This is a genomic window from Polaromonas sp. P4_F4, from assembly GCF_056401355.1.
Genome location: NZ_JBFUJO010000003.1, coordinates 53,791 through 78,063 on the forward strand (window position 1 = coordinate 53,791; position 24,273 = coordinate 78,063).

Sequence of the window (24,273 nt, forward strand, 5' to 3'; positions counted from 1 at the left end):
CTGCAAAACCGCCTGCACACCCCGGCCCCAATCACTCAGACTGCCCCCCCCATGTACAACACCCTAGGCACCCAGATCCTGACGCTCACCGGTTTGCGTTTTGACGCCAACCTGGGCATTCTGGATCACGAAAAAACCGCACCGCAACCGATCCAGGTTGATGCCGAACTGAGCCTGGGCACGCAGCCGCTGCTGCCCAGCGACGACGACATCATGCATGTGCTGGACTACCGCAAGGTGCGCCAGATCATCATCAACGAGTGCACGGCCGAGCATGTGAACCTGCTGGAAAGCCTGATCGGCAAGCTGGCGCACCGGCTGATGCTGCTGCCCGGCGTGCTGGGGGTGCGGGTGAAGATTGCCAAACTTGAAATTTTTGACGACTGCGAAGTGGCGATTCGCATCGAGACGGGACAGTGGTGAACGACATGGGAGCCAACGACATGAACGCCGTGTGGGACGAGGCTGTTGAACGGCACGAGCGCGAAGAGAGTTCCGCGCGCGTGCAGAACAGCATGAAAATCGAGCGCGAGGACCACAAGCTTGAAAAGCGCCTGTGCCGCGAAGTCGGCCGCGCAATTGTCGACTTCAACATGATTGAAGAGGGCGACAAGGTCATGGTGTGCGTCTCCGGCGGCAAGGACAGCTACGCCATGCTCGATATCCTGCTGAAACTGCAAAAACGCGCGCCCATCAGGTTCGAGCTGATCGCCGTCAACCTGGACCAGAAGCAGCCCGGTTTTCCCGAGCATGTACTGCCTGACTATCTGGGCAAGCTCGGTGTGCCGTTTCACATTGAAAACCAGGATACCTACAGCATCGTCAAGCGCGTGATTCCGGAAGGCAAAACACTGTGCTCGCTGTGCTCACGCCTGCGGCGGGGCATTTTGTACCGTGTGGCGGGCGAACTCGGCGCGACCAAGATCGCGCTGGGCCATCACCGCGACGACATGCTGCAGACTTTTTTCCTGAACATGTTTTTTGCAGCCAAGCTCAAGGGCATGCCGCCCAAGCTGGTCAGCGATGACGGCAAGAACATTGTGATCCGGCCCATGGCCTATGTGCCTGAAAAAGACCTGACGCGCTGGGCCCAGGTGCGTGACTTCCCCATCATTCCCTGCACGCTGTGCGGCAGCCAGGAAAACCTGCAGCGCAAGCAGGTCGGCAACATGCTGCGCGAGTGGGAGAAAAAGCACCCGGGGCGGCTGGAGAACATGTTTTCCGCGTTGCAGAACATCGTGCCCTCCCACCTGATGGACAGCAAGCGCCATGACTTCAAAAACATCCGTACCACCGGTGTTGCCGATGCCGAGGGGGACAAGGCTTTTGATGCCGAAGAATTCAGCGAGCCCCTGCGCCCCGGCCTGTCCGTGATCGACGTCACGTCGCTGTAGGCATGAAAGTCTTCAGCACAATCCGTTTGCACCTGATCACTTGATGTCCTTATAAGACTATGAGACGAGTATTTTTAGCTATCATTTCAGTAGCATTTCTCGCCCTCCTCACGGTGGGCTGCTCGACCACGCGCCTGGTCGATAGCGACGTCACGGCTTTTTCAAAATGGAACGCCGCGCCACCCCGTCCCGGCACCGCGTACCGGTTTGAACGCCTGCCCTCGCAGCAGGCCGTCGGGGCGCAGCAGGACCATGTTGAGGCGATGGCGCGCACGGCCCTGTCCCGGGTGGGCATGGAACTGAACCCGGCTGCGGCGCGCTACAGCGTGCAGGTGGTGCTCAACACCCAGGTCGTGGACCGCGGGCTGTATGACGGTGTGGGTTATGACGGTTTCGGCTTTGCGACCCCGGGGGTCTTTATGGCTGGCGGCAACCGTGGCGCATCGGTGGGCCTGTCATTTCCGATGCGTTTTCCGGAGCCCCCTTATTTCAAGCGCGAACTGGTCGTGTTGATGCGCGACCTGACGACCCAGCAGGCGGTCTTTGAAACCCGGGCACTGCACGATGGCGTCTGGAGTGACTCCCTCAGCGTACTGCCCGCCATGCTGGACGCCGCACTGCGCGGCTTTCCCGAACCGGCGCCGGGCAGACGCCGCATCAATATTGAAATCCCCCGATAAAAATGGCCCCCACGCTTGTCACTGCGTGTACTRCGCTGCCCCCCGARGGGGCCGCTGCGCCTGCGGTCTGGCAAAGCCAGTCCCGCGGCCCCTGCTGGAATGAAGAGCCCCCACGCTTGTCACTGCGTGTACTGCGCTGCCCCCCGARGGGGCMGCTGCGCCTGCGGTCTGGCAAAGCCAGCCCCGCGGCCCCTGCTGGGCTGGAGAGCCGCCACGCTTGCGGGACGCTTCGCCTCTGTCGCCTCTCGCAGGGCACCCACCAAGGAATCCCGCTTAATGACTGAAGCTACCCGCATCATTGCCATTCGCCATGGTGAAACCACCTGGAATGTGGACGCGCGCATTCAGGGCCACCTTGACATTCCGCTCAATGACACCGGGCACGGCCAGGCCAGGCGAATGGCCCAGGCGCTGGTGGACGAACCGATCACCGCGATCTATGCCAGCGACCTCAGCCGGGCCCGGGAAACCGCCGGCTACCTGGGGCATGCCGTGGGTGTGGAGGTGATCAGGGAGCGCGGGCTGCGCGAACGCTGCTTTGGCGAGTTCGAGGGCAAAACCTTTGCCGAAATCGAGGTGCTGCTGCCCGAGCAGTCCCTGCGCTGGCGCAAACGAGACCCTGAATTCGCCCCGCCTGGCGGCGAATCGCTGCTGGACTTGCGCCGCCGCGTGGTGGGCACCGCAGAGCGGCTCGCCGCGGAACACCCGGGCGAGCTGATCGCGCTGGTCGGTCACGGCGGCGTGATGGACATCCTCTACCGCGCAGCCACCCGGCAGGACATCCAGGCCCCCCGCACCTGGGCGCTGGACAACACCGCCATCAACCGCCTGCTCTGGACGCCCGAGGGCTTCACGCTGGTGGGCTGGGCCGATACCCGGCACCTGAACGGTGACGCATCCCATGACAACCGATTTACCGACGACGCCGCCCCCGCTCCCGGCGCCGCCAACACCCAATGAGTGAATCCCCGCACACCATGAGCACATCGTCTTCCCGTTTGTCCGACCTGATAGGCAAGCCCGTCACCGAGGTTGATACACCCGCCCTCGTCATTGACCTGGATGCGATGAAGCGCAACCTGGGCCGCATGGCCGAATTTGCGAGAAAGCACAGCATCCGCTGGCGCCCCCATGCCAAGATGCACAAGAGCGCGGCGCTCGCCAAACTGCAGATCAAGGCCGGCGCGGTGGGCGTATGTGTGCAGAAGACCGCCGAGGCCGAGGCCATGGTGGCCGGCGGGGTGTACGACGTCTACATCAGCAACGAAGTCATTGCGCCTGCCAAGCTGGCGCGGGTGGCGGCACTGACGCAGAAGGTCGCGCCGCATGGCGGCAAGCTGGCCATTGCGGTGGACAGCACCCAGGGCGTGAACCGGCTGGCGCAGGCCATGAACGAGACCAGGGCCGGCAGCGGCGTGAGCACCATCATTGACGTGTTCGTCGAAATCGACGTCGGCCAGGGCCGCTGTGGTGTGGAGCCCGGAGCCGCCGCGGTGACGCTGGCGCTGGAGATCCGCAAACACCCGGCCCTGCGCTTTGCCGGCCTGCAGGCCTACCATGGCAAGGCCCAGCATATTCGCAGCGCGCAGGAGCGGCGCGACGCGATTGCCCAAGCCGCAGCCGCCGTGCAGCGCACGCGCGAACTGATCGAAGCCCAGGGCATCGCCGTCGGCTTGGTCACCGGCGGCGGCACCGGCAGCTTTGTGCTGGAGGCAGCCAGCGGCGTTTATGGCGAATTGCAGGCGAGCTCCTTCCTGTTCATGGATGTCGACTATGCGAAAAACGAGCGCGACCCGGCGCAGCCGCAGTTCGAGCACGCCCTGTTTGTCAAGACCCAGGTCATCAGCACCCGCAGCGGCCATGCCGTGTGCGACGCCGGCCACAAGAGTCACGCCATCGATTCCGGCCTGCCGCTGGTGCATACCCTGGATGGCGAGGATGCGCTGGAATATTTCAACGGCGGTGATGAGCATGGCATCTTGCGGCCCGCCGCGGGCGGCTCGCGCCTGCCGGGGCTGGGCCACATCCTGTGGCTGATTCCCGGCCACTGCGACCCGACCGTCAACCTGCACGATGTGATGATTGCGGTGGGCGGTGGCCTGCGCCGGGGCATTGTGCAGCGCATATTCCGGGTGGATGCGCGGGGCGCGCTGACCTGATACCTGACCGTCCCGCGCTTGATGCAGCGGGATTTGCAGCCCGCAACAAACCGCTACAGGCCATCAGCGAACGGGAACCCGCGCGCCGAAACGCGCGCCAGCCGCCCGTGCAGCGCCGTCAGGTAAACATGTCGTTGCCGCTCACCGGGGGCGCCACGCCGAGGTGGCGGTAGGCGGCCAGCGTGGCAATGCGGCCGCGCGGCGTGCGCTGCAGGTAGCCCTGCTGAATCAGGTAGGGCTCGATCACATCTTCAATCGTATCGCGCTCTTCGCCAATGCTGGCGGCAATATTGTCCAGCCCCACCGGGCCACCGTCAAAGCGGTGGATCACGGCTTCGAGCAGCTTGCGGTCCATCACATCAAAACCCTGCGGGTCCACATCGAGCATAGCCAGGGCCTTGTTGGCAATGTCCAGCGTGATCTGGCCCGTGCCCTTGACGTCAGCATAGTCGCGCACGCGGCGCAGCAGGCGGTTGGCAATGCGCGGCGTGCCACGTGAGCGGCGTGCAATCTCAAAACCGCCCTCCTCGTCCAGGGGGGCATTGAGCAACTTGGCGCTGCGCTTGACAATGCGCGCCAGCTCTTCGGGGGTATAAAACTCCAGCCGCGCGACGATGCCAAAACGGTCGCGCAACGGATTGGTCAGCATGCCGGCGCGCGTGGTGGCGCCCACCAGCGTGAAGGGCTGCAGATCGAGCTTGATGCTGCGCGCCGCCGGACCTTCACCGATCATGATGTCAATCTGGTAGTCCTCCAGCGCCGGGTAGAGGATTTCCTCGACCACCGGGCTCAGGCGATGAATTTCGTCGATGAAGAGAACGTCGTTCTTTTCCAGGTTGGTCAGCAGCGCCGCCAGGTCCTTGGGTTTTTCGAGCACCGGGCCCGAGGTCTGGCGCAGATTGACGCCCAGCTCATGCGCAATGATGTGGGACAGCGTGGTCTTGCCCAGGCCCGGCGGGCCGAACAGCAGCACATGGTCCAGCGCCTCGCTGCGTTTCTTGGCCGCGCCAATGAAAATCTCGAGTTGTTCGCGCACCTTGGCCTGGCCGACGTACTCGTCAAACAGCTTGGGCCGCAGCGCGCGCTCGATCGCTTCCTCATGGGGCGAAGCGGGCGCGGCCGACATCACGCGTTTGGCGGGCGGCAGGTCGGCTGCGGAAAAGTCGTCGGTCTGAATGGTCATAAGGCCCCCACGCTTGTCACTGCGTGTACTGCGCTGCCCCCCGAGGGGACCGCTGCGCCTGCGGCCCGGCAAAGCCGGTTCCGCGGCCCCTGCTTGGGTAGAAGAGAGCCCCCACGGTCGCTCATTTTCATTTCGCCAGCGCCTTCAACGCCAGCTTGATGCCATCGCTGACGCCGATATCCTTGGGCAGGGCCTTGAGCGCGAGCGCGGCGTCACGGTCACTGTAGCCCAGCGCCACCAGCGCCTGCAGGATGTCGGACTGGCTGTCGCTGCTGACACTGACCTGCACGCCGATGTCGGCGCCCAGCTTGCCCTTGAGTTCAAGCAGCAGCCGTTCGGCGGTTTTCTTGCCGATGCCGGGCACCTTGATGATGCGGCCGGCCTCCTGGTGGGTCACGGCCTGGGCGAGCTCCTCGACGCTCATGCCGCTGAGCACGCTGAGCGCGGTGCGCGGGCCGACGCCCGAAATCTTGATGAGCTGGCGAAACGCGGCGCGCTCGGTGGCGCTGCCAAAACCGTAGAGGATTTGCGCGTCCTCGCGCACCACAAAATGGGTCAGCAGGCTGACTTTTTCACCCAGCCCCGGCAGGTTGTAGAAAGTGCTCATAGGCACCAGTACCTCATAGCCGACGCCGTTGCAGTCCACCAGGACTTCCGGTGGATTTTTTTCGGCCAGCTGGCCTGAGATTCTTCCGATCATGGCCAAATCTTATCAGTCAGGCAGGCGCGGAAATTTGGGGGGACAATCTCGCGAGAACCCACCCCTTTCAGAAAAAGCCGCGCCTTGATCCTTCGCTACACCTTCACGCCGCCCAACAACACCCGCATGGGGCATCTGTGCGGGCCCATGGACTCCCATATCCGCACCATCGAAGCCGCGCTGCAGGTGACGATTGCGCACCGCTTTGAGCAGTTCAAGATCGACGGCGCCAAGGTCAGGGCCCAGCAGGCGCTCGAGGTGCTGCAGGCGCTGTACGAGATGGCCCAGCGGCCCATCGCCGAGGAAACCGTGCAGCTCATGCTGGCCAGCGACACCCCGATGAGCGCGGCGCCCGACGGCGCCATGGCGCTGTCGACGCGGCGTGCCGACCTGCGCGCCCGCACCACCAACCAGGGCCAATACCTCGAGAACATTGCCACCCACGACATCACCTTTGGCATTGGCCCGGCCGGCACCGGCAAGACCTACCTGGCGGTCGCCTGCGCGGTCGATGCACTGGAGCGCAGCACCGTGCAGCGCATCGTGCTGACGCGCCCGGCCGTGGAGGCGGGCGAGCGCCTGGGCTTTTTGCCGGGCGACCTGAGCCAGAAGGTCGACCCCTACCTGCGCCCGCTCTATGACGCGCTGTATGAACTGATGGGCTTTGAACGCGTGCAAAAAGCCTTTGAACGCCAGCAGATCGAAATTGCCCCGCTGGCTTTCATGCGCGGCCGCACGCTGAACCACGCCTTTGTGATCCTGGACGAGGCGCAGAACACCACGCCCGAGCAGATGAAGATGTTTCTGACCCGCATCGGCTTTGGCGCCAAGGCCGTGGTGACCGGCGATGTCAGCCAGGTCGATTTGCCGCGCACGCAGCTCAGCGGGCTGATCGACGCCGAACGCGTGCTGCGGCGTGTCAAGGGGATTGCGATCACGCGCCTGACCAGCGCCGACGTGGTGCGGCATCCGCTGGTGGCGCGCATTGTGGACGCCTACGACAAACAGGGCAGCCCCACCGTGGCCTCGGTGGATGCCATTGACTCAATAGCACCCATCACCCGCCCCTCCAGGGCGAGGAGCCGCAATGGCTCCTGATTTTCCGCTCAGGCAGCTCGACCTTTCCCTGCAGTTCGGCCAGTTTCCCGGCATCGCCCGCCACCGCGCCGCCCTGCCGCGCCGCCAGGTGCAGCGCTGGATCAGCCATGCGCTGAAAACCGATGCCGAGATCACGGTGCGCATCGTCGATGCCGAAGAGGGCCAGTCGCTCAACCGCGACTACCGGCGCAAGGACTACGCCACCAACGTGCTGACCTTTGACTACACCCGGGAACCCGTGGTGACCGCCGACCTGGTGCTCTGTGCTCCGGTGGTGGAGCAGGAAGCCCGCGAACAGGGCAAAACGCTAGAGGCGCACTACGCCCACCTGCTGGTCCACGCGACGTTGCATGCGCAAGGCTATGACCACGAGACCAACGAGCGCGACGCACTGGAAATGGAAACACTGGAGATCCTGCTGCTGGCCGCGCTGGGGTTTGCCAATCCTTATTGACGTGGCGAGTGGGCCCTTGAGCCGGTCGAGGCTCATTCCGTTTCTAAATCAAGCGTGAACGCGAAGGCTCGCCGCAGACAGTGCTATAGCACGGCAAGGCGGGCCGACAAAGTGCACGTTTGATCTGGAAATGGAATCAGGCTGCCGGATCGATCTGCAAGGGAATGGTCACCGGCCCGTCATTGACCAGGTGCACCTGCATGTCAGCGGCAAACTGCCCGGTTTGCACGTCAGGATGCGCCGCCCTCGCCTGCGCCACAAAATAATCGTAAAGCCGGCGACCCTCCTCGGGGGCGGCGGCGCCGGTGAAGCCGGGCCGGTTGCCCGCCGACACATCGGCAGCCAGCGTGAACTGGCTCACGATGAGCAGGCCTCCAGAACTTCCCTGTCCGTTCACGTCCTGCACGCTGCGGTTCATCTTGCCGGCCTCGTCTGAAAAAATCCGCAGCTTCAGGATTTTGGCGAGCAGTTTGTCGGCCTGCGGCTCGGCATCCCCACGTTCGGCACACACCAGCACCAGAAGCCCCTGGCCGATCCGGCCCACGGTGTCGCCGGCAATCACGACGCGGGCCTCGGCCACGCGCTGCAACACGGCCTTCACGCAATAACCTTCATGCCATGGCCTTCATGCCATGGCCTTCATGTCGAATGCATCAGGGCGCATTGGCATCAATCGGTCACGCCTGCAGCCACAAACAGCGGCTTGCCCACCGGCCCCGACAGAAAAGTGACGAACTGCTGCGCCAGTTCCTGCTGTTGGCCGGAAACCAGCGGCGCGGCGGTGTAGGAGGTGTAGTTCTGCCCCTCGGCCGGCACCGGGCCGACGAAGCGCAGGCCCTTGTCCTGGTACAGCAGGATTTCAGTCATCGCGCCAAAACCAACCTCGCGGCCCTTGCCCTTGATGACATGTTCCATGACGGCTGCACCGTCGGTGTAACGGGTGGTCTTGCCCTCCACCTGCGTGTAAACGTCCATCTTCTTGAGCAGGCCTTCCAGGTAAAGGCCGGTGGACGCGCGGTTGAAGACCAGCGAGTCGGCCTCGAGCACGGAACGCCTGAGCGCATCGGCATTTGCAATGTCCGGCAGCGGCGCCCCGTCACGCACCGCCACGCCCATGCCCACCCGGCCGACATTGGCACGCGTTTCCGCCAGCTTGCTGGCAGCGGCAAACTCGCCGATCACAGCCGGTGGTGCAATCACCACATCAAAGGCCGGGTTGCCATCCATGCGCTTGCGCAACTCGGGCGCGGTATTGAACGTGATGCGCGCCACATGGCCCGTCTGCTTCTGGAAGGCCGCCGCGGCCGCCTTGAGGCCGGGCTCGATGGCTCCGGCGCTGAGCACGGCAATCTCCGCGGCACCAGCGGTGCCCGCAAGGCCAGCCACCGCGAACAGGGTGAAGGCCAGGGTTGTCAATACGGCACGGACACGGTTCATGGGAGCTCCTGAAAGGAAGGGACTGCAGGCGCCCAGCGCAGCATGGGCCGAAGTTTATCTGCACAAGACCGATCAGATGAGATCAACCTCGTCATCAAAGTGAGCTTCCACGTCGCTGGGCAGCAGCTGGATGGTCGCGCGCAGCCCGGGCACGGCGCTCATCAGCGCCTGCTCGACGCTGGTGCGCACGGCGGCCGCGCGGCCCAGCGACCAGCTGGCCGGCATGTGCATGTGCAGGTCCACAAAACGGCGCTGGCCGGAGCGGCGCGTAGTCAGGTGGTCAAAGCGGATGGTGTGGTGCTTGAACTCTTCCAGTGTCTTGTGGATGTCGGCCAGCACCTCGGGTTCGACCGCCTCATCCATCAACCCCTGGGACGAACGCCACATCAGCCGGGCGCCTTCCCACAGAATGTTCAGGGCCACGCCGAAGGCCACCACCGCATCGAGCCACAGCCAGCCGGTGACCAGCACGGCGCCGATACCAACCACGACGCCGACGGAGGTCCAGACATCCGTCACCAGGTGCCGGGCATCGGCTTCCAGGGCTATTGAGCGATGGGCCCGGGCCGAGCGAAACATCACCCATGCCAGCAGGCCGTTGAGGCCGGAGCTGACAACCGACAGCGCCAGGCCCCAGCCGAGCTGCTGCAGGGGCTGCGGGTCAAAAATGCGGTGCCCCGCAGCCCAGATGATGGCCACGGCAGCGCCAATGATCAGCGCGCCTTCAAAGCCGGACGAGAAATATTCGGCCTTGTGGTGGCCGTAGGGATGGTCCTCGTCGGCCGGCCGCTGCGCGATGGTGACCATGGCCAGGCCAAACAGGGCACTGGCCAGATTGACAAAGGATTCCAGCGCATCCGACAGCAGGCCCACCGAGTCGGTGATGTACCAGGCGCCGGTTTTCAGCACGATGGTGATCGCCGCCACCGCCACGGAGGCCCTGAGCAGGCGTTGCGGCGTCAGAAATTTCAGGTCCAGTCGGCTCATGCGTTCATTGTCAACGATGCCGGACCCCGCCAACAAGCTATGCAAGAATGCGGCGATGCTCCAAGTGCGACAACGTTGGCTGGTCTGGGCCCTGCTCTGGTGCGCCATCACGGCGCTGGGCTGCGTGGCGCTGGCGCGCCTGGAGCTGGCCCAGCTGCGCGACAACTTTGAAACCGACGCACGCATCGCGCACCGCCTGCTGAGCCAGCGCGTGGTGCAGCACGACGCCGTCATGGCCACGCTGGCGCTGCTGCAGCCCGCGGCCGACGCATCCCGGCCCGAGCAGCGCCTGCCTTCGGTCTACCCGCAGATCATCGGCGTGCATCGTCAGGACCGCGAGGCCATCTGGCCGGATGAACGCCTGCGCAATGCGGCGACCCTGTCGCGGGCCCTGCGCAGGCCGGTGCTGGCGGAGGCGGACCTTGCCCGCGGCCGCTACCAGCTGGTGCTGGCGGCCGAGCCCACAAGCTACGCATTGCAACTGGACTTGCGTGCCGTGGTGCCCTGGAGCGAATGGCCCATGGCTCCCGACACCAGCCCGGTGCGCGTCACGCTGGAGCATCAGGGGCAGATTTTTGTGCTGCAGCCGGGCCATGACCAGGCGGGCGGCTGGCGCTTTGAATTTCACAAACACCTGGCCGCCGAGAGCCAGCCATTTGATGTGGTGGCCCTGCGCCAGGTCGGCTGGGGCGAGCTGCCGTGGGGCTGGATGCTGGCCTGGGCCCTGCTGGTGGCCGCCGTGCTGGTGGCCTGGCTTGCCCTGCTGCGCCAGCGAACCGCACGCCGGCGCGCCGAGGAGCTGCTGCGGCTGGGCCAGGTGGGGCGGCTGAACACGCTGGGAGAACTCGCAGCCGGCATGGCCCACGAGCTGAACCAGCCGCTGACCGCCCTGCTCGCCAACACCCAGGCCGCCGGCCGGCTGCTCAACGACAACCCGCCCGAGCTGGACAGCGCCCGCGCCGCCATGGCCCAGGCCGTGGAGCAGGCCCGCCGTGCGGCGGACGTGGTGGGCCGGCTGCGGCGCGCGGTAGAACGCCCCGGTCTGGCTGCGCCGGCGCAGCGGGTGGTGCTGCAGGGCGCGGTGCGCAATGCGCTGTACCTGCTGGAGCCCGAATTCAAGCGCCGCGAGGTGACGCCACAACTGGAGATGCCGTCCGCCCCCGTCACGGTACTGGCCGAGCCGGTGGCGCTGGAACAGATCATCCACAACCTGCTGATGAATGCCCTGCAGGCGCTGGAGCAGGTGCCTGCCGGTGAACGCCAGCTCAATGTGACGCTGCGCTCGGCCGACAGGCAAGGGGTGGTGACCATCACCGACTGCGGACCGGGAATGGCAGGCGACGTGCTGCCGCGCATTTTCGAGCCCTTCTTCACCACACGCGACACCGGCCTCGGGCTGGGGCTGAGCCTGTGCGAAACGCTGGCTACCAGCATGGGCGGCAGCCTGGCGGCGGCGCACAACGCACCGCGCGGGGCCGTGTTCAGTCTGTCTTTGCCCCTGGCGGTCACACCATGAAAGAACGTTCAGCCCCTCCCGGAACGCCGCCCGGCGGGAAGCCGGCCCTTCCCCGGGAAAGGGAAAGAAGCAACGGACCGCACGACGGGAAAACGGTGGGGGCCCTGCTGTCGCCCCTGATTCACCTGATCGATGACGACGAGGCGGTACGCAGCAGCCTCGCGCTGCTGATCAGCACGGTCGGCCTGCGGGTGCAAAGCTGGAGCGACCCGCAGGCCTTCATCAGCGGCTTTGACCGCCAGGGCATTGGCGCCATCGTGCTCGACGTGCGCATGCCCGGCATCAGCGGCCTGGCCGTGCTGGACACGCTCATGGCACAGGGCGTGGACCAACCAGTGATCATGCTGACCGGGCACGGCACGGTGGACATGTGCCGCCGCGCCTTCAAGTCCGGCGCGGCTGAATTCCTGGAAAAACCGGTCAATGACGAGCAACTGCTGGAAGCGCTGCAAAACGCGGTACGCCAGCATGTGAAGTCGCGTGAGCGGCGCCAGACCGACCGGCAGGCGCAGGAACGCTTTGCGCAGTTATCGGAGCGCGAACGCGAGGTGCTAGGCCTGATCGTCGCCGGCCTGACCAACAAGGAAATCGGCCGGGCGCTGGATGTGTCGCCGCGCACCGTGGAAACCCACCGCGCCAACCTGTTTGCCAAGCTCGAGGCCGAGTCGCTGGCCCAGCTGATCCGCCAGTACGCCGCATTGGTGGATGAGGCGGACAAGCACCAGCCTGACTGAAGCCAAGCTCTGGCCACGGAACCGGGCTTTGCCGAGCAGCAGGCGGGGCGGCCCCCGAAGAGGCAGGGAGCAAACGAAGTGAGCGACCATGGTGCCGTTTCCATACCAGCAGGGGCCGCGGGACTGGCTTTGCCAGACCGCAGGCGCAGCGGCCCCCTCCGGGGGCAGGGAGTTACGCGAAGCGAACGACCGTGGGGGCCAGTATTTCTACGGAGTCCCGCGCGTAACCCTACGAATGGGCAAAACAGCGGCCATTTCTTAAAGTTCTCCCACGGTTGATCGAACCGCCTTGAACGGTTTTTGAACCGTTTCCAACAACTACTTTCCGGAGAACACCATGCGCAACATCATCAAAGCTTCCGCTCTGGCCCTGTCCCTCGCAGCCACCGCGGCCAGCGCCCAGGCCGTACGGACCGAAAAAAACATGTCCCTAGAGCTGGCCAACCAGATTGCCGCCGCCAGCGTGGCCGCCTGCGCTGCCAACGGTTACGCGGTTGCCGCCACGGTGGTGGATCGCGCGGGCACCGTGCGCGCCGTCCAGCGTGCCGACAATGCCGGCCCGCACACGCTGGGCGCCAGCCTGCAAAAGGCGTTCACCTCGGCCTCGGCCAAAAACAACACCCAGGCCATGATGGAGGTTTCGCAAAAGAACCCCGGCGCGGCCAATCTCGGTGACATCCCCGGCTTCCTGATGCTGGGCGGCGGCGTGCCGGTCAAGGTCGGCAATGAAGTCATAGGCGCCGTCGGCATCGGTGGTGCGCCCGCCGGCAACCTCGACGAACAGTGCGCCGTGGCCGCGCTGGACAAGGTCAAGGACCTGCTGAAATAAGCACCGGAGCGCCAGCATGAACCGACGCCCTGCCGGACTGCTCCTGAACGCCCTGGCGCTGGCCGCTGCCTGCGGGCTCGGCGCCCTGGCGAGCGCGCCTGCGGCGGCTCAGGTGGCCCCGAGCGCCACCGAAGTCGCGCACTACAGGGGCCTGCACGCCGCCGCCCACCAGGGCGATGTGGCCCGCATTGACAAGCTTGCCTCGGCCAAAGCCGATCTCGATGCCCGGGATGGCAATGGCCGCACACCGCTGCACGTCGCCACCTTTGCGAGGCAGCAGGGCGCGATTCGCGCGCTCGTCAAGGCAGGCGCCCACATTAACCTGCTGGACCACGACGTCTACGATGGCGTGACGATTGCCTCGGTCGCCGATGACGAGGAAACGCTGCGCGTGCTGCTGGCCCTGGGCGCCAGCGCGAAGCAGGTGACCAGCCGTTATGACGGCACCGCACTGATCGCCGCCGCCCATCTGGGGCATGACGGGGTGGTCCGGCAGCTGATTGCCGCCGGCGCGCCGCTGGACCATGTGAACAACCTGCACTGGACGGCCGTGATCGAATCCATCGTGCTGGGCAATGGCGGCGCCCGCCACCAGGCCACGCTAAAGGCCTTGATAGACGCCGGGGCCAACCTGCAGCTGACCGACCGGCAGGGCAACACACCCTTGCAGCTGGCCCGGTCACGCGACTACGGCGAGATGGTGAAGATGCTGGAAAAGGCTGGCGCGAAGTAGTCGAGAGACGGGCCGGAATGCGCAGGCTTACTGCGCGGGCGCTACAGGCCGGTTCGGGTATACATGCAGGTGCGGCGTTGACTGCGCCAGGGCCAAAAAATCACGGTCGTTATGCACCAGCAAGGCCCCCTGTTCGAGCGCAATCGCGGCAATCAGACAGTCGGTCGATTTGCGAATCGTCAAACCCTGCTGGCGGGCTTGCCGGTACAGCTGCGCGGCGGCCGCGAAAGTTTCCAGCTCGTCCAGCGGCAACAACATGGTCTGAGCGCCCAATATCTTTTGCGTGACCGCAAACTGCCGCTCTGACGAGACGCCCTGCAGCACTTCGAGGTAAATCATCTGGGTCAAGGCCAGTTCTTCCTGCCCCTCTCTGGCCTGCACGAAACGCACCGCATCGGTGTCCGAACCGCGCAACCAGTCGATCCAGACGGAGGAATCGATCAGCAGCATCAGGCTTTCTTTTGCCCCGCTGGCCTGACAGTTTTCTTGACGGACTTTTTGAGTGGTCTTCCAACAGGTTCGGACAGGGGCGCTTGCGCCGCGGCCTGGATGGCCTCCGAGGGCGCCGCGGCCGCAGTGTAGATCGCCCGGGGCTGCTCTACCCGAAATTGCCCCACTTCATGACCTCGTGCCCAAGGCGCCTTGGGATCGTAGTCGGGGTCAACCCCTCCGATGCCGAACAACTCACGAATCGAGGGCCGACGGGCCCGCGCCACCATCTCGCGCAGGGCTCGGTCAACCACCTCGCGCTTGGTACGCGCGCCGGACAAGCGCATGGCCTCGGCCACGACGACTTCATCAATGTCGATGTTGGTGATCATGGGTATAAATTGTACAGTCTTTGTACAATTTATACCCCTTCGCAGCAATCCCGCAATCGCAATCTATACCCTGGTTATTCAGGCCAGCGTCACCCGCGCAAATTTGCGCTTGCCCACTTGCAGCACATAGGTGCCGGCGCCCAGCTTCAGGGCCTTGTCACTGACCACGCTGGAGTCCACACGCACGCCGCCGCCGTCAATCAGGCGGTTGGCCTCGCTGCCGGAAGGCGCCAGGCCGGCGGCCTTGAGCAGGGCGCCAATGCCCAGGGGCGCACCTGACAGCGACACCTCGGGGATCTCGTCGGGGATGCCGCCCTTGCTGCGGTTGATGAAGTCCTGCTCGGCCGCATCGGCAGCCGCCGCGTTGTGGAAGCGGGCGGTGATTTCCTTGGCCAGCGCCACCTTGGCGTCCTTGGGGTTGCGGCCGGCTTCGACCTCGGCCCTGAGCGCGGCAATTTCGGCTTCGCTCCTGAACGACAGCAGGGTGTACCAGCGCCACATCAGCACATCCGAAATGCTCAACACCTTGGCAAACATGGTGTTGGGATCTTCAGAAATACCGATGTAGTTGTTCTTGCTCTTGGACATCTTCTCGATGCCATCGAGCCCCTCGAGCAGCGGCATGGTCAGAACGCACTGGGGCTCCTGGCCATACTCGACCTGCAGGTGTCGGCCCATCAGCAGGTTGAACTTCTGGTCGGTGCCGCCGAGCTCCAGGTCGGACTTGAGCGCCACCGAGTCATAGCCCTGCATCAGCGGGTATAAAAACTCGTGAACGCTGATCGACTGGCCGCCCTTGAAGCGGTCGTGGAAATCGTTGCGCTCCATCATGCGGGCCACGGTGTAGCGCGAGGCCAGCTGGATCATGCCGCGGGCACCCAGTGGGTCGCTCCATTCGCTGTTGTAGCGAATTTCGGTCCTGGCCGGGTCCAGCACCAGGCTGGCCTGCCGGTAGTAAGTCTGGGCGTTGACCTCGATCTGCTCGCGGGTCAGCGGCGGCCGGGTGCTGTTGCGGCCTGAGGGGTCGCCAATCATGGTGGTGAAGTCGCCAATCAGGAAAATCACCGAGTGGCCCAAATCCTGGAGCTGCCGCATTTTGTTCAAAACCACCGTATGTCCGACATGAATGTCAGGTGCGGTCGGGTCCAGCCCCAGTTTGATGCGCAGCGGCACGCCGGTAGCCTCGCTGCGGACCAGTTTTTTGACCCATTCGTCCTGTGGAATCAGTTCTTCGCATCCGCGCAGGGAAACGGCCAGCGCCGTCCTGACACCGTCAGACAGGGGGAGATTTGTAACAAGTTCTTGATTCATAAGGGGTTTTCACATGCGGGGGCTTTATCCGACAGATATAATTCGTGCTCTCCTGCATCAGGCCGCCATTTTAGTTGGCCCGCAATTTGCTGATCAGGATCAGAAACGTTTTAAGTCCGGTGACGCCGGACCCTCACATCAGCAGTGCGGGCCAGTCACCGATCACCTTATATCGCAGTCAGGCGCACCAACCTCGGGTTATGGCGCCTTGGGTGCACTTTAGTTGGGAATTTTCGTTTTGCGCCTGCCCGCCCCCTCCCACATCCTGACATCCCTCGCGAACAGCCTTCGCCGCCACCCCAAACGAGTCACCGGCAGCCTTGCCGCCTTGCTGCTCGGCACCGGGGTGACCGCGTTCGGTGTAGCGCCACTGGCACCCGATGCCGCCGATTTGCCGGTTTACCAGGTGCTGGAGGCGGTGCAACCCCTGCCTACGCAAGCCCAGACCGACGCACTAGGCGACTTCCGCTTCAACCTTTTTCGCACCGAAGGCACGCGCAGCAGCGACACCGCCGACACCCTGCTCAAGCGCCTGGGCATCAATGACCCAGCCGCGGCAGCCTTTTTGCGCAGCGACGCCAACGCCCAGGTGATCCTGGCAGGCCGCACCGGCAAAAATGTAACGGCCGAAGCCAGCGACAGCCAGCAACTGCAGAAGCTCAGCATGCGCTGGCCCACCGACGACGAGACGATGTTCAAGCGGATCGTGATCGAACGCACCCCCACCGGCTTCAGCTCCCGCATAGAAACCGCGCCCTACACCAGCTCGGCACGGCTGGCCAGCGGCAGCATCCACACCTCGCTGTTTGCCGCCACCGACGAAGCCCACATTCCCGACGGCGTGGCCGTGCAGATGGCCGAGATTTTCTCGGGCGACATCGATTTCCGCCGCGCGCTGCGCAAGGGCGACCGCTTCAACGTGGTCTACGAAACCCTGGAAGCCGACGGCGAGGCGCTTCGCACCGGTCGTGTGCTATCGGCCGAGTTTGTCAACGCCGGCAAGGCCTACCAGGCCATGTGGTTCCAGCCCCCGGGTCAAAATGCCGCGGGCGCACCAAACAAGGGCGGCTATTACACGCTGGACGGCCAGAGCCTGCGCCGCGCCTACCTGAGCTCCCCGGTGGAATTTTCCCGCATCAGCAGTGGTTTTTCCATGCGCTTTCACCCCATCCTGCAGAAATGGCGCGCGCACCTGGGAACCGACTTTGCCGCCACCACGGGCACGCCCGCACGCACCGTGGGCGACGGGGTGGTGGAGTTTGCCGGCGTACAGAACGGCTACGGCAACGTGGTTTTCATCCGGCACCGCAACAACCACGAAACCGTGTACGCGCACCTGAGCAAGATCTCGGTACAGCGCGGCCAGAGCGTCAGCCAGGGCCAGACCATTGGCCTGGTCGGCTCAACCGGCTGGGCCACCGGCCCGCACCTGCACTTCGAGTTCCGTGTCAATGGCGCCCAGCAGGACCCGATGACGATTGCCAAGCAGAGCGAAACCATTCCCGTCTCCGCAGCGGCCCTGCCGGCGTTCAGGCAGCTGGCAGACGGCGTCAGAAACCAGCTTCTTGCTGCTGCCACCATTTCGCAGACTCGCGCGGAATAAATAGGGCCCCCACGCTTTTCACTGCGTGTAATGCGCTGCCCCCCGAGGGGGCCGCTGCGCCTGCGGCCCGGCTGAGCCGGTTCCGCGGCCCCTGCTGGGCTGGAGGGCTACCACTTCTGGGCTACTAGGGCCCCACGCTTGTCACTGCGTGTAATGCGCTGCCCCCCGAGGAGGCCGCTGCGCCTGCGGCCCGGCTAAGCCGGTTCCGCGGCCCCTGCTGGGCTGGAGGGCTACCACTTCTGGGCTACTAGGGCCCCACGCTTGTCACTGCGTGTACTGCGCTGCCCCCCCGAGGGGGCCGCTGCGCCTGCGGCCCGGCTAAGTCGGTTCCGCGGCCCCTGCTGGGCTGGAAAGCTACCACTTCTAAGACCCCCACGCTTGCTCACTTCGTGTAGCTCTCCATCCCCGAAGTGGCTAATTTTTCTCGGGCCGGTTTGCGAAAATTTGGGGCCGGGGCTCAAATGACCTGCAAGTATCGCTACCCAGCCCACTCCCTGCGGCAAAATAGCCGCATGCTGGATTACTACATTGGCCTGATGTCGGGCACCTCACTCGACGGCGCGGACGGGGTGCTGGTGGACTTCTCCGGCGACAAACCTCGCGTCGTGGCGGCGGTCACCGAGCCCTTTGCCGACAGCTTCCGGGCGGAATTGCTGGCGCTGAACACGCCCACCCACAATGAACTGCACCGTGCTGCGCTCGCGGCAAACCAGCTGGCCGCGGTCTACGCCAGGGTGGTCAAGACCCTGTTGATCGAGGCTCGCGCACAAGGCATCGCGCCCGTGCACATTGGCGCCATTGGTGCGCATGGACAGACCGTCAGGCACCAGCCGCAGAGAACGTCGCTGGATGCCGAGGGGGCGGGCTACACGCTCCAGCTCAACAACCCGGCCCTGCTGGCCGAACTCACCGGGCTGGACGTGGTGGCGGACTTTCGCAGCCGCGACGTGGCCGCCGGTGGCCAGGGAGCGCCGCTGGTTCCCGCCTTTCACCAGCGGATTTTTGGCAGGGTGGACAGCACCGTTACCGTGCTGAACATCGGCGGTATCTCCAACCTCAGCGTGCTGCCCCGCGACTGCGAGGCGCCCGTGTTGGGCTTTGACTGCGGGCCGGGCAATGCGCTGATCGATGCGTGGTGCCTGCAGCACACCGGTCAGCCGTTTGACGACGGTGGCGCCTGGGCTGCCAGCGGCAAACTGCTCTTCGGGCTGCTGGCCAGCCTGCTGGACGAACCCTATTTTGGGCAGGCTCCTCCCAAAAGCACGGGCAGAGACCTTTTCAGCCTGGCGTGGCTGGCGGAAAAACTGCGGCCATTCGCCGCAGAACGCCCCGAAGACATCCAGAACACCTTGACCGAATTCACTGCCAGCGCCTGTATCGCCGGTGTGACCCACTACGGAAAAGACAGCAAGGAGCTGATTGTGTGCGGCGGCGGCGCTTTCAACCGTCACCTCATGCAGCGCCTGCAGGCCGGCTTGCCGTCCCTGAACGTGAGCTCCTCGGCGGCCCATGGCCTGCCGCCCCTGCAGGTTGAGGCAGCCGCTTTTGCCTGGCTGGCCCGCCAGGCCGTCGAAAGGCAGCCCGGCAACCTCGCCAGCGCGACAGGCGCCGCAGGCCCGCGGGTGCTGGGCGCCGTCTACCCGGCCTGAACTCCACACGGCACACGCAATGGGTCAGGGCGAGGCCATCGCCGAAGATTGCACAAAAGCAAAAAGCCGCCCGAAGGCGGCTTTTTTTAATCTCAATATTTGAGGAGAGCGGACGGCTCAGGCGGAAAAACTGGAACCGCAACCACAGGTGCTGGTCGCGTTCGGGTTCTTGATCACGAACTGCGCGCCTTCAAGGTCGTCCTTGTAGTCGATTTCGGCGCCGACCAGGTACTGGTAGCTCATGGCGTCGATCAGCAGTGACACGCCATTTTTGGTCATGGTGGTGTCGTCTTCGTTGGTGATCTCATCAAAGGTGAAACCGTACTGAAAACCGGAACAGCCCCCACCCTGCACAAATACGCGCAATTTCAGGTCTGGATTGCCCTCTTCGGCGATCAGCTCGGCGACCTTGGCGGCCGCGCTGTCGGTAAAGACAAAGGGGGCGGGCATCTCGGTCTGGATATTTTCAGCAACTGCGCTCATGGAAACTCCGTAATTCTGGTCTCAACAAACAAATAGTACAGCAAATCGATCAACCATAGGACTCATACGTCTAAGCAGGAGCCTCGGGACAGCGCACCACCCAGGCATCAATTAGTTAGCGCTCACCGCCGGGATTGAGGGGGAGTTACTGGCGGCCAGCTTCAAGGGTGATTTTTCTTCCAGCTGCTGGAGCGTTGTGGGCCGCAATTGTCCAAAAATGACGGCGCCCTGGTGCATTTCAAGTGCCTTGTAGGACACACTTCCTTCAATTTTGGCCTTGGGCTGGAGTTCCAGCAATTCGCAGGCATGAACGGGCCCCACCACGCGGCCATTGATGATCACGTGGTCGGCCTGGACCAGCCCGGTCACCACGGCCGACTCGCTGATCACCAGAATACTGGGGCTGCCTTCATTGGCACGAATGTCGCCAATCACTTCGCCATCGATCCGCAGGCCGTCGGTGAACTTGAGGCTGCCTTCAATGCAGCTGCCCTGGGCAATCAGGCTTCTGATGGGGGGCTGTTTCTTTTTACCGAACATATAGCTTCCTGGAGGCGGGGGCGGGATGGTGGGCGGGGTGTGGACAGAGCGGGAGGTTAGAGCTTGAAGGTCTGAACCGAGCGGACTGTCGTGCCTTCAAGCACTTTGGCGGTCACTGTTTTTACCACGGCCTGGGGGGGCAAGTCGAGGACGCCCTCCACGCGGCGGTACTGTTTGAACTGTAAAGCCTGCGGGCCACCAGGCAAGGCCATGGCCCAGGGCTTTCCGGCCTGTGTGCCGTTCACTGTCAGGTCGAGCCTGCCATTGAAAACCGGGGCATTCTTGATCGGCTGAATGACCAGCACCTGCCATTTGAGCTGGGTCTCCGACAACACCTCGGCCTGCAGGCTGCGCAGCGAGGCCACTTCGGCGCCGCCCGAAGGCAACAGCTTCTCGAAAAACCCGAGGTCATCGCGCAGCGCCCGGTTGTCCGATTCCAGCTGGCGGATCTGGCTCATCATTTTCTCCTGCAGCGCCTTCTCGGCCGTCAACAGGCTGCCGGAAGTGTTGGCAACCGACTGCGCCTTGTCGCGGTCCGAGCGCAGGCTGGCGACTTCCTGCCGCAGCAGGCTCAGCTCCTGCTTGGCGTTGGTGTCCAGCCCCGCAATACTCTTGCCAAACTCAAAGGCCCACAAGGCGATGGCGGCGGAAAATCCCAGCATCAGGGCGCCGGCGATCCAGCGCAGGGGCCATGGAAGCGAGCTGCGGATGGCCATGCGCGGCGAACTGATGGTCAGGCGACGGCGAAACAGGCGGAATTTCAAAGGGCAGGTCCAGCGTTTTGGGTTCGGGAGGCTGCATTGTGCACGCAGACAGGGCCCGGTCCGGCCTCTGTGCGGAAGGCAACGTAAGGGATTGCATCAAAGGGTTGCAAGGAGTTGCAAGGGGTTTGCCAAAGGGGCCCCACAGCCCCGGAAACCCATGAGAAGACCCATGAAAAAGCCCATGAAAAAAGCCGCCAGGCGAACCATGGCGGCTTTTTTCGGGCAGGGAAAGCGGATTAACGCTTGCTGAACTGCTTGCGGCGGCGAGCCGAACGGAAACCGACCTTTTTACGCTCGACTTCACGTGCATCACGCGTGACAAACCCAGCCTGGCTCAGGGCCGGCTTGAGTGTTGCGTCATAGTCAATCAGCGCACGGGTAATGCCGTGGCGGACTGCGCCGGCCTGGCCGGACTCACCACCGCCGTGGACGTTGACCATGATGTCAAACGTCTCGACGTGGTTCGTCAGAAACAGGGGCTGGCGGCAGATCATGATCGAGGTTTCACGACCGAAGAACACCTGGATGTCACGGTCATTGATCGTGATCTTGCCGGTGCCTTTTTTGATAAACACGCGGGCGACGCTGGATTTGCGACGGCCGGTGCCATTGTTCCATTCACCAATCATCAATGGCTCCTTAGATGTCCAGCACTTTAGGCTGTTGGGCGGTATGCGGGTGCTCTGCACCACCGTACACCTTGAGTTTCTTGATCATGGCGTAGCCGAGCGGGCCCTTGGGCAGCATGCCCTTGACGGCTTTTTCCAAAGCGCGGCCGGGGTGCTTGGCTTGCATGTCGCGGAAATTGGTGGCAGTGATGCCGCCTGGATAACCGGAATGGCGATAGTAAATCTTGTCAGTCGACTTGGCGCCGGTGACGCGCAGCTGGGCTGCGTTGATGATGACGATGAAGTCACCGGTATCGACGTGAGGCGTATAAATGGCCTTGTGTTTGCCGCGCAAACGGAGAGCAACTTCGCTGGCTACTCGTCCGAGGACCTTGTCGGTCGCGTCAATCACAAACCACTCGTGCGTCACGTCAGCGGGTTTGGCGCTGAACGTTTTCATGAGTTTTCTCTTTTCGAGTTGGTTTGGCGGGTTCTTTTCCACGGTCGGTGTTCTTCTGATGAGAACCTCTTAGGTGGTCATTTGCGCGAAATTCTGAAGGAGGCAGGCCTCCCATGAAGCATCACGCAACTCTGCCGCGGAACCACGTGTGCGCTGCAGAGCCTTGGATTATATGAAAAATCAAGGGCTTACGTCAATCCACCCTCGCATTTGGCCCGCGAGAAGGTAGGATAGACCCATGTTTTCCTATCGCCACGCCTTTCACGCAGGCAACCACGCCGACGTGCTCAAGCACACCACGCTGATCGCGTTGATGAAGTACTTGACCCAGAAAGACACGGCGCTGACCGTGATTGACACCCATGCCGGCGCCGGTCTGTACCGGCTCGACGGCGACTACACCGAGACCAGCGGGGAGGCCCAGGAAGGCATTTTCAAGCTTCTTTCGGGTGAAAACCCGCCTTCCACCAAAGCGCAACCTGGCTCGCCAGCCACAAAAAAAGCAGCACCAGCCAAGCCGTCGGCCGAACACCCGCAACCCGCCGCTGCAGCCAAAACCACCGCCACGGGCGCCTGGGCGCCCGCCCTGCACGACTACCTGGAGCTGCTGCGCGGCCTGAATCCCCAGTTTGCCCAGACCGGCGATCCGGCCCACCTGAAAATTTACCCCGGCTCCCCGTTTATCGAACAGCAATTCCTGAGCGGGCGCGACAAGCTCAAGCTGTTTGAGCTGCATCCCACCGATTACAAGTCGCTGGCAGGCAACATCGAGCAGCTGGGCGTCGGCCGCCAGGTGGCCGTGGCCCGCGAAGACGGTTTCGAAGCCCTGAAGACCTTTTTGCCGCCGCCGGCCCGGCGCGCCATGGTGCTGTGCGACCCCAGCTATGAGATGAAAAGCGATTACGCGCGCGTGAGCGCCTGCATGGCCGATGCGGTCAAGCGCTTCGCCACGGGTACCTATGTGGTCTGGTACCCCATCATCCCGCGCCCCGAAGCGCACGACTTGCCGCGAAAGCTCAAGACGCTGGCAGTCAAGGCCGGGCGAAGCTGGCTGAACGCCACGTTGACGGTGAAATCGAGCAAATTAACCACCGGTACCGAGGGAGAAGTCATACGACCGGGCTTGCCCGCCAGCGGCATGTTTGTGATCAACCCGCCGCATACGCTCAAGGCGGAACTGCAAGCCGCCCTGCCCCAGATGGTGGCGCTGCTCGGGCAGGACCGCAACGCCGGCTTCACGCTGGACCACGGCGGCTGAGCTGACCGCAATACGCAATTGAGCAGAGGCAGCGCAGCGCCGACTATTGCGACAGCGTGTTGGGCGGAACTGTTCCCTTCACGGCCCAAGCCCGCGCAGTCAGAGTGATTGAACCATCGGCGGCCGCAACAAGCCGCGCCTTTAATGTGTCGCGTATGCGATCACGGGTGCCTGCGTCCAGGCCTGCAAGGTAGGTGGGCGCTGCGCCCTGCTTCCCCAAAAACGGGGTCCAGTAGTCATCGAAGTCCCGAAAAACTGTGGCGACATCAATGGCGCGCACTGATACCGAATTCAGGCCGACCTCGCGAAACAGCATCTCCAGGGGTTCAGGCTGGCAGAGTGGAAAGCGCTGACCCTGATCAACGCCGGAGTCCTGCGGATTGATCTGCACCGCCACATCCCAAAAGTGCCGCATCATCTGCATGCCACCGCGATAGTCCCAGACATAGGCAGCTACCGTGCCTCCAGGGCGCGTCACCCGCACCATCTCGGCTGCCATGGCTTGGGGGTCTGCCACGAAGTTCAGCACGAGGCCCGAAACAGTGGCGTCGCACGACTGGGCCGGCCAGGCGAGCGCCAGGGCATCGCCAAGGTCAAACTGCACCCTCGGGTCTTTGACCCGCTCGCGTGCGGCGCGAATAAAGCCCTCGGCGCGGTCCACGGCCAGGACCGCGGCCGGGTCATGACCTTCGAGGATGCATTCCGAAAGAGCGCCCGTCCCACAGCCCACGTCGCCCCACGTCAGGCCGGGTTCAACATTCAGCCATCCGAGAAACTCCCTCGCCACCGGGCGGCTCCAGCGTCCGACCCATTGCTCATAGGCATTGCCGGCACCCCATGTTTCCTTCGCGTTCTCAGCCATGTCGGCTCCC

At 63.9% G+C, this 24,273-nt stretch carries 28 protein-coding genes; 14 read left to right on the forward strand and 14 right to left on the reverse strand.

Features of this window, described 5'->3' with window-relative positions; all coding sequences use genetic code 11:
* Positions 1-51 precede the first annotated feature (51 nt).
* The 5 genes from AC1DUR_RS04565 (at position 52) to AC1DUR_RS04585 (ending at position 4,233) form a co-directional block, all read left to right on the forward strand.
* Entirely contained in the window at positions 52-423 is a 372-nt protein-coding gene (locus tag AC1DUR_RS04565; protein WP_477720101.1) for a dihydroneopterin aldolase, read from the forward strand.
* A 20-nt stretch (positions 424-443) separates the two neighbouring features.
* Positions 444-1,394 carry a tRNA 2-thiocytidine(32) synthetase TtcA gene (gene ttcA / locus AC1DUR_RS04570; protein ID WP_477720164.1) on the forward strand — a complete coding sequence of 317 codons (951 nt, stop codon included), beginning with the start codon at positions 444-446 and terminating at the stop codon, positions 1,392-1,394.
* A gap of 59 nt (positions 1,395-1,453) precedes the next feature.
* Complete coding sequence (locus AC1DUR_RS04575) at positions 1,454-2,074, forward strand: DUF4136 domain-containing protein (protein ID WP_477721354.1); 621 nt, start codon at positions 1,454-1,456, stop codon at positions 2,072-2,074.
* A gap of 276 nt (positions 2,075-2,350) precedes the next feature.
* Positions 2,351-3,034, forward strand: a complete 684-nt coding sequence (locus AC1DUR_RS04580) for a histidine phosphatase family protein (protein WP_477720103.1) — start codon at positions 2,351-2,353, stop codon at positions 3,032-3,034.
* A gap of 17 nt (positions 3,035-3,051) precedes the next feature.
* Positions 3,052-4,233, forward strand: a complete 1,182-nt coding sequence (locus tag AC1DUR_RS04585; RefSeq protein WP_477720104.1) for a DSD1 family PLP-dependent enzyme — start codon at positions 3,052-3,054, stop codon at positions 4,231-4,233.
* A 118-nt stretch (positions 4,234-4,351) separates the two neighbouring features.
* Here AC1DUR_RS04585 and ruvB read toward each other — a convergent pair whose 3' ends face one another.
* Positions 4,352-5,416 (reverse strand): Holliday junction branch migration DNA helicase RuvB, encoded by a 1,065-nt coding sequence (gene ruvB / locus AC1DUR_RS04590; protein ID WP_477720105.1) that lies wholly within the window; start codon positions 5,414-5,416, stop codon positions 4,352-4,354.
* Between the two features lie 127 nt (positions 5,417-5,543).
* Complete coding sequence (gene ruvA / locus AC1DUR_RS04595) at positions 5,544-6,116, reverse strand: Holliday junction branch migration protein RuvA (RefSeq protein ID WP_011484977.1); 573 nt, start codon at positions 6,114-6,116, stop codon at positions 5,544-5,546.
* An 84-nt stretch (positions 6,117-6,200) separates the two neighbouring features.
* On the opposite strand from ruvA, the gene AC1DUR_RS04600 reads away from it, so the two are divergent.
* Entirely contained in the window at positions 6,201-7,214 is a 1,014-nt protein-coding gene (locus AC1DUR_RS04600) for a PhoH family protein (protein WP_477721355.1), read from the forward strand.
* Positions 7,204-7,668 (forward strand): rRNA maturation RNase YbeY, encoded by a 465-nt coding sequence (ybeY, locus tag AC1DUR_RS04605; protein WP_477720107.1) that lies wholly within the window; start codon positions 7,204-7,206, stop codon positions 7,666-7,668. The genes AC1DUR_RS04600 and ybeY overlap by 11 nt, the downstream gene beginning before the upstream one ends.
* Before the next feature lie 136 nt (positions 7,669-7,804).
* On the opposite strand, the gene dtd is transcribed toward ybeY, so the two are convergent.
* The 3 genes from dtd to AC1DUR_RS04620 all read right to left on the reverse strand — a co-directional run bounded on the left by dtd (position 7,805) and on the right by AC1DUR_RS04620 (position 10,092).
* The gene (gene dtd, locus AC1DUR_RS04610) at positions 7,805-8,269 is read right to left on the reverse strand and encodes a D-aminoacyl-tRNA deacylase (RefSeq protein WP_477721356.1); all 465 of its coding nucleotides are present in this window, start codon (positions 8,267-8,269) and stop codon (positions 7,805-7,807) included.
* Positions 8,270-8,337: 68 nt separating this feature from the next.
* Positions 8,338-9,105 carry a substrate-binding domain-containing protein gene (locus tag AC1DUR_RS04615; protein ID WP_477720109.1) on the reverse strand — a complete coding sequence of 256 codons (768 nt, stop codon included), beginning with the start codon at positions 9,103-9,105 and terminating at the stop codon, positions 8,338-8,340.
* Positions 9,106-9,177: 72 nt separating this feature from the next.
* Positions 9,178-10,092 (reverse strand): cation diffusion facilitator family transporter, encoded by a 915-nt coding sequence (locus AC1DUR_RS04620; RefSeq protein WP_477720110.1) that lies wholly within the window; start codon positions 10,090-10,092, stop codon positions 9,178-9,180.
* A gap of 55 nt (positions 10,093-10,147) precedes the next feature.
* Here AC1DUR_RS04620 and AC1DUR_RS04625 point away from each other — a divergent pair, with 55 nt between their 5' ends.
* The 4 genes from AC1DUR_RS04625 to AC1DUR_RS04640 all read left to right on the forward strand — a co-directional run bounded on the left by AC1DUR_RS04625 (position 10,148) and on the right by AC1DUR_RS04640 (position 13,904).
* A complete protein-coding gene (locus AC1DUR_RS04625) occupies positions 10,148-11,608 on the forward strand; it encodes a sensor histidine kinase (protein ID WP_477720111.1) in 1,461 nt (486 codons plus the stop codon).
* Positions 11,605-12,342 carry a response regulator transcription factor gene (locus AC1DUR_RS04630; protein WP_477721357.1) on the forward strand — a complete coding sequence of 246 codons (738 nt, stop codon included), beginning with the start codon at positions 11,605-11,607 and terminating at the stop codon, positions 12,340-12,342. The genes AC1DUR_RS04625 and AC1DUR_RS04630 overlap by 4 nt, the downstream gene beginning before the upstream one ends.
* Positions 12,343-12,679: 337 nt before the next feature.
* Complete coding sequence (locus tag AC1DUR_RS04635; protein WP_477720113.1) at positions 12,680-13,171, forward strand: GlcG/HbpS family heme-binding protein; 492 nt, start codon at positions 12,680-12,682, stop codon at positions 13,169-13,171.
* Positions 13,172-13,187: 16 nt separating this feature from the next.
* Positions 13,188-13,904 carry an ankyrin repeat domain-containing protein gene (locus AC1DUR_RS04640; RefSeq protein WP_477720114.1) on the forward strand — a complete coding sequence of 239 codons (717 nt, stop codon included), beginning with the start codon at positions 13,188-13,190 and terminating at the stop codon, positions 13,902-13,904.
* Positions 13,905-13,931: 27 nt separating this feature from the next.
* Here the strand turns inward: AC1DUR_RS04640 and vapC are convergent, their stop codons facing one another.
* From vapC to tyrS, 3 genes are all read right to left on the reverse strand, one after another.
* On the reverse strand, positions 13,932-14,354 hold the full coding sequence (vapC, locus tag AC1DUR_RS04645; protein WP_477720115.1) for a type II toxin-antitoxin system VapC family toxin: 423 nt from the start codon (positions 14,352-14,354) through the stop codon (positions 13,932-13,934).
* Positions 14,354-14,725: a type II toxin-antitoxin system VapB family antitoxin gene (locus AC1DUR_RS04650; protein ID WP_477720116.1), complete on the reverse strand. Its 372-nt coding sequence runs from the start codon at positions 14,723-14,725 to the stop codon at positions 14,354-14,356. The genes vapC and AC1DUR_RS04650 overlap by 1 nt, the downstream gene beginning before the upstream one ends.
* Positions 14,726-14,803: 78 nt before the next feature.
* The gene (gene tyrS / locus AC1DUR_RS04655; RefSeq protein WP_477720117.1) at positions 14,804-16,036 is read right to left on the reverse strand and encodes a tyrosine--tRNA ligase; all 1,233 of its coding nucleotides are present in this window, start codon (positions 16,034-16,036) and stop codon (positions 14,804-14,806) included.
* 223 nt (positions 16,037-16,259) lie between these two features.
* Between tyrS and AC1DUR_RS04660 the strand changes: the two genes are divergently transcribed.
* Positions 16,260-17,639, forward strand: a complete 1,380-nt coding sequence (locus tag AC1DUR_RS04660; protein ID WP_477721358.1) for a peptidoglycan DD-metalloendopeptidase family protein — start codon at positions 16,260-16,262, stop codon at positions 17,637-17,639.
* Positions 17,640-18,151: 512 nt separating this feature from the next.
* Complete coding sequence (locus tag AC1DUR_RS04665; protein ID WP_477720119.1) at positions 18,152-19,288, forward strand: anhydro-N-acetylmuramic acid kinase; 1,137 nt, start codon at positions 18,152-18,154, stop codon at positions 19,286-19,288.
* 117 nt (positions 19,289-19,405) lie between these two features.
* Here AC1DUR_RS04665 and erpA read toward each other — a convergent pair whose 3' ends face one another.
* From erpA to rplM, 5 genes are all read right to left on the reverse strand, one after another.
* The gene (erpA, locus tag AC1DUR_RS04670) at positions 19,406-19,771 is read right to left on the reverse strand and encodes an iron-sulfur cluster insertion protein ErpA (protein WP_068836098.1); all 366 of its coding nucleotides are present in this window, start codon (positions 19,769-19,771) and stop codon (positions 19,406-19,408) included.
* A 111-nt stretch (positions 19,772-19,882) separates the two neighbouring features.
* Positions 19,883-20,311, reverse strand: a complete 429-nt coding sequence (locus AC1DUR_RS04675) for a bactofilin family protein (protein WP_477720120.1) — start codon at positions 20,309-20,311, stop codon at positions 19,883-19,885.
* A 56-nt stretch (positions 20,312-20,367) separates the two neighbouring features.
* Entirely contained in the window at positions 20,368-21,075 is a 708-nt protein-coding gene (locus AC1DUR_RS04680; protein ID WP_477720121.1) for a DUF6776 family protein, read from the reverse strand.
* Between the two features lie 236 nt (positions 21,076-21,311).
* A complete protein-coding gene (gene rpsI, locus AC1DUR_RS04685) occupies positions 21,312-21,704 on the reverse strand; it encodes a 30S ribosomal protein S9 (protein ID WP_007867568.1) in 393 nt (130 codons plus the stop codon).
* A gap of 10 nt (positions 21,705-21,714) precedes the next feature.
* Positions 21,715-22,143 (reverse strand): 50S ribosomal protein L13, encoded by a 429-nt coding sequence (gene rplM / locus AC1DUR_RS04690; protein ID WP_007867557.1) that lies wholly within the window; start codon positions 22,141-22,143, stop codon positions 21,715-21,717.
* A gap of 238 nt (positions 22,144-22,381) precedes the next feature.
* Here rplM and AC1DUR_RS04695 point away from each other — a divergent pair, with 238 nt between their 5' ends.
* Positions 22,382-23,401: a 23S rRNA (adenine(2030)-N(6))-methyltransferase RlmJ gene (locus AC1DUR_RS04695; protein WP_477720122.1), complete on the forward strand. Its 1,020-nt coding sequence runs from the start codon at positions 22,382-22,384 to the stop codon at positions 23,399-23,401.
* Positions 23,402-23,444: 43 nt separating this feature from the next.
* Here AC1DUR_RS04695 and AC1DUR_RS04700 read toward each other — a convergent pair whose 3' ends face one another.
* Positions 23,445-24,263 carry a class I SAM-dependent methyltransferase gene (locus tag AC1DUR_RS04700; protein ID WP_477720123.1) on the reverse strand — a complete coding sequence of 273 codons (819 nt, stop codon included), beginning with the start codon at positions 24,261-24,263 and terminating at the stop codon, positions 23,445-23,447.
* Positions 24,264-24,273 lie beyond the last annotated feature (10 nt).

What these genes read in the sequence shown, in the direction of transcription:
- AC1DUR_RS04565 (WP_477720101.1), top strand. Translation starts at nt 52, where the DNA reads ATGTACAACACCCTAGGCACCCAGATCCTGACGCTCACCGGTTTGCGT.
- ttcA (WP_477720164.1), top strand. Translation starts at nt 444, where the DNA reads ATGAACGCCGTGTGGGACGAGGCTGTTGAACGGCACGAGCGCGAAGAG.
- AC1DUR_RS04575 (WP_477721354.1), top strand. Translation starts at nt 1,454, where the DNA reads ATGAGACGAGTATTTTTAGCTATCATTTCAGTAGCATTTCTCGCCCTC.
- AC1DUR_RS04580 (WP_477720103.1), top strand. Translation starts at nt 2,351, where the DNA reads ATGACTGAAGCTACCCGCATCATTGCCATTCGCCATGGTGAAACCACC.
- AC1DUR_RS04585 (WP_477720104.1), top strand. Translation starts at nt 3,052, where the DNA reads ATGAGCACATCGTCTTCCCGTTTGTCCGACCTGATAGGCAAGCCCGTC.
- ruvB (WP_477720105.1), bottom strand. Translation starts at nt 5,416, where the DNA reads ATGACCATTCAGACCGACGACTTTTCCGCAGCCGACCTGCCGCCCGCC.
- ruvA (WP_011484977.1), bottom strand. Translation starts at nt 6,116, where the DNA reads ATGATCGGAAGAATCTCAGGCCAGCTGGCCGAAAAAAATCCACCGGAA.
- ybeY (WP_477720107.1), top strand. Translation starts at nt 7,204, where the DNA reads ATGGCTCCTGATTTTCCGCTCAGGCAGCTCGACCTTTCCCTGCAGTTC.
- AC1DUR_RS04615 (WP_477720109.1), bottom strand. Translation starts at nt 9,105, where the DNA reads ATGAACCGTGTCCGTGCCGTATTGACAACCCTGGCCTTCACCCTGTTC.
- AC1DUR_RS04620 (WP_477720110.1), bottom strand. Translation starts at nt 10,092, where the DNA reads ATGAGCCGACTGGACCTGAAATTTCTGACGCCGCAACGCCTGCTCAGG.
- AC1DUR_RS04625 (WP_477720111.1), top strand. Translation starts at nt 10,148, where the DNA reads ATGCTCCAAGTGCGACAACGTTGGCTGGTCTGGGCCCTGCTCTGGTGC.
- AC1DUR_RS04630 (WP_477721357.1), top strand. Translation starts at nt 11,605, where the DNA reads ATGAAAGAACGTTCAGCCCCTCCCGGAACGCCGCCCGGCGGGAAGCCG.
- AC1DUR_RS04635 (WP_477720113.1), top strand. Translation starts at nt 12,680, where the DNA reads ATGCGCAACATCATCAAAGCTTCCGCTCTGGCCCTGTCCCTCGCAGCC.
- AC1DUR_RS04640 (WP_477720114.1), top strand. Translation starts at nt 13,188, where the DNA reads ATGAACCGACGCCCTGCCGGACTGCTCCTGAACGCCCTGGCGCTGGCC.
- vapC (WP_477720115.1), bottom strand. Translation starts at nt 14,354, where the DNA reads ATGCTGCTGATCGATTCCTCCGTCTGGATCGACTGGTTGCGCGGTTCG.
- AC1DUR_RS04650 (WP_477720116.1), bottom strand. Translation starts at nt 14,725, where the DNA reads ATGATCACCAACATCGACATTGATGAAGTCGTCGTGGCCGAGGCCATG.
- tyrS (WP_477720117.1), bottom strand. Translation starts at nt 16,036, where the DNA reads ATGAATCAAGAACTTGTTACAAATCTCCCCCTGTCTGACGGTGTCAGG.
- AC1DUR_RS04665 (WP_477720119.1), top strand. Translation starts at nt 18,152, where the DNA reads ATGCTGGATTACTACATTGGCCTGATGTCGGGCACCTCACTCGACGGC.
- erpA (WP_068836098.1), bottom strand. Translation starts at nt 19,771, where the DNA reads ATGAGCGCAGTTGCTGAAAATATCCAGACCGAGATGCCCGCCCCCTTT.
- AC1DUR_RS04675 (WP_477720120.1), bottom strand. Translation starts at nt 20,311, where the DNA reads ATGTTCGGTAAAAAGAAACAGCCCCCCATCAGAAGCCTGATTGCCCAG.
- rpsI (WP_007867568.1), bottom strand. Translation starts at nt 21,704, where the DNA reads ATGATTGGTGAATGGAACAATGGCACCGGCCGTCGCAAATCCAGCGTC.
- rplM (WP_007867557.1), bottom strand. Translation starts at nt 22,143, where the DNA reads ATGAAAACGTTCAGCGCCAAACCCGCTGACGTGACGCACGAGTGGTTT.
- AC1DUR_RS04695 (WP_477720122.1), top strand. Translation starts at nt 22,382, where the DNA reads ATGTTTTCCTATCGCCACGCCTTTCACGCAGGCAACCACGCCGACGTG.
- AC1DUR_RS04700 (WP_477720123.1), bottom strand. Translation starts at nt 24,263, where the DNA reads ATGGCTGAGAACGCGAAGGAAACATGGGGTGCCGGCAATGCCTATGAG.